Annotated in this window: 10 protein-coding genes; 2 read left to right on the plus strand and 8 right to left on the minus strand. The window is 43.7% G+C overall.

Going from position 1 to position 7,840, the window contains the following annotated elements:
- Positions 1-108: 108 nt before the first annotated feature.
- From B4F99_RS13970 to yvfG, 7 genes are all read right to left on the minus strand, one after another.
- Entirely contained in the window at positions 109-981 is an 873-nt protein-coding gene (locus tag B4F99_RS13970; protein ID WP_290759073.1) for a diacylglycerol/lipid kinase family protein, read from the minus strand.
- Positions 978-2,495, minus strand: a complete 1,518-nt coding sequence (locus tag B4F99_RS13975; protein ID WP_290759076.1) for an ABC transporter permease/substrate-binding protein — start codon at positions 2,493-2,495, stop codon at positions 978-980. Before B4F99_RS13975 ends, B4F99_RS13970 begins: the two co-directional genes overlap by 4 nt.
- The gene (locus B4F99_RS13980; protein WP_214854362.1) at positions 2,492-3,223 is read right to left on the minus strand and encodes an ABC transporter ATP-binding protein; all 732 of its coding nucleotides are present in this window, start codon (positions 3,221-3,223) and stop codon (positions 2,492-2,494) included. The genes B4F99_RS13975 and B4F99_RS13980 overlap by 4 nt, the downstream gene beginning before the upstream one ends.
- 185 nt (positions 3,224-3,408) lie before the next feature.
- Positions 3,409-4,038 (minus strand): 3D domain-containing protein, encoded by a 630-nt coding sequence (locus B4F99_RS13985; RefSeq protein WP_290759081.1) that lies wholly within the window; start codon positions 4,036-4,038, stop codon positions 3,409-3,411.
- 350 nt (positions 4,039-4,388) lie between these two features.
- Positions 4,389-4,598, minus strand: a complete 210-nt coding sequence (locus B4F99_RS13990) for a hypothetical protein (protein WP_023468601.1) — start codon at positions 4,596-4,598, stop codon at positions 4,389-4,391.
- 60 nt (positions 4,599-4,658) lie between these two features.
- The gene (locus B4F99_RS13995) at positions 4,659-5,270 is read right to left on the minus strand and encodes an NUDIX hydrolase (RefSeq protein WP_035407281.1); all 612 of its coding nucleotides are present in this window, start codon (positions 5,268-5,270) and stop codon (positions 4,659-4,661) included.
- Positions 5,267-5,488: a protein YvfG gene (yvfG, locus tag B4F99_RS14000; protein WP_035407279.1), complete on the minus strand. Its 222-nt coding sequence runs from the start codon at positions 5,486-5,488 to the stop codon at positions 5,267-5,269. The genes B4F99_RS13995 and yvfG overlap by 4 nt, the downstream gene beginning before the upstream one ends.
- 88 nt (positions 5,489-5,576) lie before the next feature.
- Here yvfG and B4F99_RS14005 point away from each other — a divergent pair, with 88 nt between their 5' ends.
- Both B4F99_RS14005 and B4F99_RS14010 read left to right on the plus strand, forming a co-directional pair.
- On the plus strand, positions 5,577-7,151 hold the full coding sequence (locus B4F99_RS14005) for an FAD-dependent monooxygenase (protein ID WP_214854377.1): 1,575 nt from the start codon (positions 5,577-5,579) through the stop codon (positions 7,149-7,151).
- Between the two features lie 33 nt (positions 7,152-7,184).
- The gene (locus B4F99_RS14010) at positions 7,185-7,502 is read left to right on the plus strand and encodes a hypothetical protein (protein WP_056062146.1); all 318 of its coding nucleotides are present in this window, start codon (positions 7,185-7,187) and stop codon (positions 7,500-7,502) included.
- A 43-nt stretch (positions 7,503-7,545) separates the two neighbouring features.
- Here B4F99_RS14010 and B4F99_RS14015 read toward each other — a convergent pair.
- On the minus strand, positions 7,546-7,840 hold a 295-nt coding region (locus tag B4F99_RS14015; protein ID WP_290759086.1), incomplete at its 5' end, for a hypothetical protein.

The raw sequence follows: 7,840 nt of genomic DNA on the forward strand, positions 1-7,840 counted from the left end.
TATCAAATATTTTCTTTAAAGCGTCAAAGCGTAACCGCATATACGCATTGCATGAAAATAAAAAAGAAGGTCGAATATTATCTCGACCTTCTCTCGACTCAATTTGTATTAATCAGTGCCACCATACATTCGAAGATATTCCGGTAACACTTTGACGGTAATTGGCGTATGGATGGCTTTTTCACCATCTGTATCAATGACTTTTGCTTCTTTTGTCTTTAATTGAAATCCGCTCGTCAAGATATGGGTAAAAGATGGATCATTGGCGAGACCAATTTTTTGAAGGATGACGTCCCGGATTGTCGTCAGATTTACCTCATCAACAATTACCAAATCTAGTTTTCCATCATTATAAGCTCCATCCGACAAATTCGTCTCGATTCCACCCAGTGATTCTCCATTTGCTGCCAGAATCAATACTGCTTCACCTGTCATATGACGACCTTCATCTAAAATTAATTCATATTCGAATGGTTTTGCTTCTAAACTCGAGCGAATCGTCGATAAATAATACCCCATCTTCCCAAGACGCGCTTTTTCTTCTGTATCGATCCCAATCGATGCTTCAGCGACGAGACCGACACCGAGAAAGTTCAAGAAATAGCTATCTCCGACTTGCCCGAGGTCGACTTGAACGACATGTTGCATAGCAATTGCTTCTGCTGCAAGCCGTGGCGCCATCGGTAAGCCAAGTGTTCGTGCGAAATCATTACACGTACCTCCAGGAATAATGCCAAGTATCGGGCGATTTTCTAATTTCGCTACACCATTGATCGTCTCAAAGACCGTCCCATCTCCACCGATGACGACGACAGCGTCAAACGCGGATGATTCTTCCGCAAAATGCATCGCATCTCCTGCTTGTTTTGTATTTCGAATGACGATCTCGTCGAACAACATACTTAACGGTTCGATGACTTCTCCGAGTAATCCTGTACCATTCGTACCGGCTGTCGGGTTACTGATCAGTAATAGTTTCATCGGATGATGCCTTCCTTCTTCAAGTAATCGCGGGCGACCGCATTTGCAGTTTTTCCACCATACGCGACAGCTTCGTTCATTTTCGACATCTCTTCATCGGAAATCTTACCCGATAATTGCTCAAGCGCTTGTTTTACCTCTGGATACTCATCGATTGTCTCTTGACGAAGTAAAGGTGCTCCTTCGTACGGTGGGAATAATTGCTGATCGTCTTTTAAAACAAGCATGTCGTATTTTGCAATCTCTGGATCGGTCGAGTACGCATCAATGACATCGATTTCACCAGATTCAATCGCTTTATAACGCAATTTCGGTTCCATCGTGACGACCTTCTTGAAATTGACATCATATTTATCTTGGATTCCTTTATAACCATCTTGGCGATCCTTGAATTCTAATGTAAATCCAGCCGTCAGTTGATTCGCGACCTGTTTTAAATCAGAAATCGTCTTTAAGTCGTAGCGTTCCGCTAATTTCTTCGGAACGGCTACAGCATAGGTGTTGTTATAGTTCATTGGTGGCAATAAGGTCAAATCTTGTTTTTTTAGACCGGTTTTCGCCTGTTCGTATACTTCTTTTGCATCGTTTGATTTTGGTTTTTCATTCGTCAAACTAGCGAGCACCGTTCCTGTGAATTCTGGATAAGCATCAATGTCTCCTGACTCGAGTGCTTTATAAACGAATGTCGTCTTCCCGAAGTTTGGTTTGACTTGAACCTTTAAATCCGTTTCATCTTCGATGACGATTTTATACATATTCATTAAAATTTCCGGTTCCACGCCCAGTTTTCCGGCAACGACGAGATCTGGTCGTTCGCTACGGCCGAATGCGAAAGGTGCGATGACGATTGCGACCATTAAGACGACTGCCGTCACGAGACGTGCCGTCTGCCGCTTACGAGTTGCGACTTCCGTTTGGCGTAGTAAACCGTCAAATAGAAGAGCAAGGAGAGCTGCTGGAATCGCACCAAGCAAAAGGAGATAGTTATCATTACGGTCAATTCCAAGGAGAATGATTGACCCTAGTCCACCGGCACCAATCAAGGCAGCAATCGTTGCCGTACCAATGATCAATACCATCGCCGTTCGAATTCCGGCCATCATGACAGGCAACGCTAACGGAAGTTCGACTTTCCATAGACTTTGCATCGGGGTCATCCCACATGCGCGTGCCGCCTCTTTAATTGAAGGATCGACTTCGGCGAGACCTGTGTAGGTATTACGAACGATTGGTAATAAAGAATAGAGAACAAGTGCAATGATAGACGGGACTGTACCAATTCCGACAAGTGGAATCATCAGACCAAGTAGCGCTAATGATGGAATCGTTTGAATGACGGAAGTCACACCAATCGACCACTCACTCAGACGTTTATTCCGTGATAAGTAGATCCCAAGCGGAATGGCGATGAAACATGCGATAAGTAACGAAATGACCGATAGTTGAATATGCTCAATTAACGCTTGAAGCAATTCACTTTTCCGATCTTGATACGTTTCAATCAAGCCGTTCATTCGACTTTCCCCCTGACTTGACGCATGAACTCTTGAACAAATGGATCATTACTCGCTAGTACTTCTTCCTTTGTTCCGATGAAAGCAATCTCCCCAGCATTCATCAGACAAATGCGACTGCCCAGTTTTAATGCCTCGTTCATATCGTGCGTAACGAATAAAATTGTTTTTCCAAGCTCTTCGTTTAGATGCAACAAATCATTTTGTAATTGTTCACGTGAAATTGGATCAAGGGCGGAGAAAGGTTCATCCATCAAGATGACGTCTTGCTCTGCTGCGAGCGCACGCATGACACCGACACGTTGTTGTTGCCCCCCCGAAAGTTCACTCGGATATTTCTTCTTAAGCGATATGTTTAAACCTGTCAGACGGAATAATTCATCGACTCGACGCGCCACCTTTTCTTTGTCCCACTTTAATAATTCTGGCACGACACTGACATTTTCTTCGATCGTCATATGTGGAAAGAGGGCAATCTGTTGTAAGACGTAACCGATTCGCCGCCGCAGTTCATGTTCGTTGATTGACATGATCGGCTCACCGTCGATCCAAATTTGACCCTCTGTGTGATCGATCAATCGATTGACCATCTTCATCGTTGTTGTTTTTCCGCAACCCGATGGACCAATCAAACAAAAAATCTCACCCTGATCAACGGTGAAGTTAACGTGTTGCACCGCTTTTGTTCCATCCGCATACGTTTTGCCGACATCTTTGAACTCAATCACTCCTCATCCCTCGTTTCCCCTGTTTATTATCTTTGTAAAATTCCCCTTTCTTGGACATTCTAAAACCTATTCCGTCCACTCTTTCCCCTGTTTTCTAAATCCAACATCGAACAGATCGTTATTATATTCTTCATCAAAACAAAAAAGACGATGGAAACTATCCATCGCCTACCCATATACGCCTCTTATTCGAACGTCACCGTGACTTGACGACGTCCCCATTCTAGTGCTTCTTGTTTTGATCCTACTAGAAGGTCCATGATTCTTCCACGAATCGCACCACCTGTATCGAGTGCGATTGCGTCACCAAAACCTTCTACATGAACTTTTGTTCCAAGCGGTACGACCGATGGATCGACAGCAACGATGCGACGTCCTTCGTATGTAATCGTATTCGTGACGTCATAACCCGATGCCGTTAAGGCGCGACCATTATACAAGCGGCTTCCATTGTTTTCTGGATTTGTCGTATACGCTGTCGTTTCAAATGTTACCGTACGTTTTGATGAACGATTCGTCTTCACTTGCTTCCGGCTTTGCTTCGCAGCTTGTCGTGCTCTCTTTTTAGCATTTGCATTTGCTTTCTGCTCCGCTTCTGCTTTTTGTTTGGCTACGGCTTGTAATCGAGCTCGCTTTTCTGCCTCAGCTTGTTCCCGCTTTTTTTGAGCAGCTTGACGTTTCATCTCTAACGGATTTTGTACGATCGTCTTCTCTGTTCCAATCCCGATTTGTGCCGCTGAAGCTTCATGATGCGGCAAAAGAATAAATATGAATCCCGCTAAACAGAGGGATAATAGGAATGATGTTCGTTTCATGTTGGTGCCAACCTTTCTCGCCGTTTTACGACCCGCACAACGTATCACGGCGACAAACCGTTTGAAAAGCGAACACCATGATTTGAAATATATCTGTCAAAAAGTAACGAAATGGTTACACGCTTACAAAAAACGCTCTCATTCGTTGTGTAGCAACGCTTTTATATTTTGTAACCGTTCTGTTACGATTCATTTTTGTTACTCTTTTGTAATAAATGTATCTTTTCGATGTTTTCAGTCATTTCGATTGACCTATCTACACTCCAGCCAATATCATATTTCATTATTATTCATTTTTTTGAATGAACATAAAAAAAGCACACCATAGTAGCTTGGTATGCTTTCATGTATTATTTTGTTTTGCGCTCTAGCAATTCAATCTCTGACTTTAATAAAACTTGTTTTTCAAACTCTAAGCCGAGTGCCTCAAAGTTTTTCGTGTGGGATACATCACCAACGACCGTATTCGTCAATACTGCCGTTACTTCCGCCACCCAGCCTTCTTTCGTTTTTACCATATCGCCAACGATATAATCGAATAACTCTTCTGTTTCTTCCATTTGACTCATCTCCTGACACGTTCAATTACAGTTAATCATATAAAATAACGACCAAAAAAGCTAGTCACGCGTCAATTGAGCTAAGAACTGGCGTAAGATTTTAGCGGTTAATCCCCAAATTAGATAATCCCCGTGCTCATAGAAATGCTCCGTGACCGTATACGTACGATCGAGATATGCTTCTCGATTCGCCATTCGTTCGGTCGGCACTTCCTTACCAGGGCGTATCCGCCACTCCATATCCCCTTTGATTGGTTTAGAAGTCATCAATTCTGTCAAGGATACGAGAAAGACATGATCGACTTCTGCCGGTGAAGGATTAAAATCCGTTGCATGTAGAATACCAAGATACGGATAAATAATTGACCGGTTCGGTGTCACGAGTGGTTCGAGCGTTCCAATCACTTCAATCTCGGAAGCACTGACATTTAATTCTTCAACCGTTTCACGGATGGCTGCTGCTTTCGGTAATTCACCGATATCGATCCGACCACCCGGAAAAGCGATTTCGCCTGGTTGCGAACGTAGGGTTTTGGCTCGTACTTGAAATAACAGATAGACTTCGCCATCCTGTTCAACCAAAGGAACGAGTACGGCTGCTGCATGTCGAGGTAAACGTTCTTCTGAATCTACATAGTGTTTTCGGATATCGGCTAAGTTCACCTGCTTCATCGCCCTTCTTGTGCAACATGATGATACGCTTCTTCAAGATGGCGCATACGAACGATCAGATCCGCATTTTTAGCGATCCGGTCCGATAAAATCGATCCCGCTACCGTCTTGTAGTAGGCGTTTAAAGCATTGCGCTTTGTCAGATGAGCCTCGTTCTGACGGATATATTCCTTAAAATTCGCAATTAATCGTTCTGTCGTAAAAAGTTGTTCGTTCACAAGTTTCATCCTTTCACACGTCGAGCGTGTCATCAATAGTTTAATGGTAACGAGTTTTGGCTAAGATGTAAATTAAGGGGGGTTATCCGTGAATAAAAAATTAGATGTCCTCATTATTGGTGCCGGACCAACCGGTTTAACACTCGCACTCGCACTCTCGCGCTATGGATTATCCTTCCGCATCGTCGAACGTGCAAGTGGACCATCTGTCGTCTCCAAAGCCATCGGCATTCAAGCACGTTCCCTTGAATTGTTCGCAAGACTTGGCGTGGCAGAAGATTTAATGGAAAATGCGATCAAAATCAATCAAGGAAACCTCTATGTTAATGGTGCATGGCAGGCAAAGCTTGATTTTACTGATTTAAATACACCTTTTCCGTTTGTTACGCTCTTGCCTCAAAGTGAGACGGAACGGATTCTCGAAGCACGACTCGCCACTTACGGACATATCGTTGAACGAGATACGGAATTAACAGGATTCGCTCAATTCCCAACGTTCGTTACTGCTACCTTACAACATAAAGGAGAGACAGAGACGGTAGATGCTTCCTTTATCATCGGAGCTGATGGCGCGAATAGCTTTGTTCGTCGAGAACTTGGACTTCCATTTAGCGGAAAATCGTTCAAAGAGTCGTGGGCATTGGCCGATATCGAAGTCGACTGGCCGCTCTCTTCCGAAGAGGTCCACATTTTCTTCTCTGATCATGGAGTCATCGAGTCTTTCCCACTTCAGTCAAATTTATTCCGCATTACAGGCAATCTAACGAGCGGACCTGTTCCGACTGATCATAAAGCGATTGATGATTTTTTACAAAATCGAGCCAAAGTACCGTTCGAGCTAAAAAAAGTCCATTGGTACTCCATGTTCCGTGTCCATAATCGAATTATCGAGAAATTTGGTCACCATCGAATTTATTTGATTGGGGATGCGGCACACATCAATTCCCCTGTCGGTGGTCAAGGAATGAATACAGGGATTGCTGATGCGATGAACCTTGCTTGGAAACTTTGGTGTGTGCATCAGTTCAAAGCGAGTTTTCCGTTGCTTGATTCTTACAGTGTCGAACGCCGCGAAGCGGCACAAGGTATCTTACGATCAACGAATTTAGCAACCGAACTCTTGCAGATCAACATTCCGTTTTTGTTGCCTCTACAAGAAAAAGTCATTCGAAATAGTCTCAAAATCGCACCCTTACATCATTTCGTGACAAATCGAATTGCTCAACTCAACAGTCACTACCCAGCAAGCCTGACCTTTGTCACGCAAGGACACTTCAGTCCATTGACACCTAAGCCGGGTGAACCGATGCCTTACAGTGAAGTCGTACATCCGCGGACGAAAAAAAATGAACTCTTGTTACGTCGCGCGGATCGAAATTTCTTATTACTGTTGTTCTTACCAAAAAACGCAACTGACGATCTTCTTGAGCCATTTAAGGAACTCGCCTATACCTATCCAGATCTATTTGAGACAGTACCCATCCATCAATCCCTTAAAGAGGATGGTGTCGTCGATCAAGGTGGCGAACTCGCACGACGCTTCGGCATTAAGCAATCCGGACTATATTTGATTCGCCCTGACGGTTATATCGCGTATCGCCAGCAAGGTTTAAAAAGTAAATCGTTCGCCCGTTATGTTGAACGTTTACTTTATGCGCGCTAACTCGGTATGATAGAAGATGAGGTGAAGGCAGATATGGATATACAACTGATTCGAACGATTTTGATCATTCTTCTGATTGTGGCATTTCTTGTCATCGTCAGTAGACGAGCGAAGGAAAATCTCCGATGGTCGCTTCTCGGAGAAGCATTCGGTGAAAAAGGAGAAGATTTATTGAAGGATGCTGCTCGACTAGAGGCAGCTGATCTAGACATTCGAGTCGAACGTGGCGTCAAGACTTCGTTTTTATTCCGACGCTTCAGTAAAGATTTAGACGATCGCGTAGCGGTGTATGTCTTAAAAGAAGACCTGGATCAAGCCGAGAACATCCTTGCGTCTCGACCAAGACGATAAATTTAAATGAAAGGCAGTGAAGCGTTCGCTTCACTGCCTTTATTCATTCCTGTTGCTGCGCGAGATAAAACGCGACTTGTTTTCGTTCTTGCTCTTGAACAGGAGAGGATTTCTTTGAAACAATGAACGCTCGCACATCTTTGAATGTATGACCCGTCGGAAATTTAATTCGTTCCGTCCGCATCTGTGGTGCATTCGGAAAAAGTGTGATGCCATGAATCGGTATGACGATCCCTTGTTTTTTTAGCGTTTTTCGAACCATTTGGACAATTCGTTTCGATTGATTAATCGGATGGGGTGAAAACACCTTTTTCCCATGCATAGGATCGATGACATGA

The sequence above is a fragment of the Exiguobacterium sp. UBA3491 genome (assembly GCF_002377745.1).
Classification (GTDB): Bacteria; Bacillota; Bacilli; order Exiguobacteriales; family Exiguobacteriaceae; genus Exiguobacterium_A.

Bases quoted from the DNA above. Each gene is read 5' to 3' on its own strand.
- B4F99_RS13970 (WP_290759073.1), bottom strand. From the start codon at position 981: ATGAAACTATTACTGATCAGTAACCCGACAGCCGGTACGAATGGTACA.
- B4F99_RS13975 (WP_290759076.1), bottom strand. From the start codon at position 2,495: ATGAACGGCTTGATTGAAACGTATCAAGATCGGAAAAGTGAATTGCTT.
- B4F99_RS13985 (WP_290759081.1), bottom strand. From the start codon at position 4,038: ATGAAACGAACATCATTCCTATTATCCCTCTGTTTAGCGGGATTCATA.
- B4F99_RS13990 (WP_023468601.1), bottom strand. From the start codon at position 4,598: ATGGAAGAAACAGAAGAGTTATTCGATTATATCGTTGGCGATATGGTA.
- B4F99_RS13995 (WP_035407281.1), bottom strand. From the start codon at position 5,270: ATGAAGCAGGTGAACTTAGCCGATATCCGAAAACACTATGTAGATTCA.
- B4F99_RS14010 (WP_056062146.1), top strand. From the start codon at position 7,185: ATGGATATACAACTGATTCGAACGATTTTGATCATTCTTCTGATTGTG.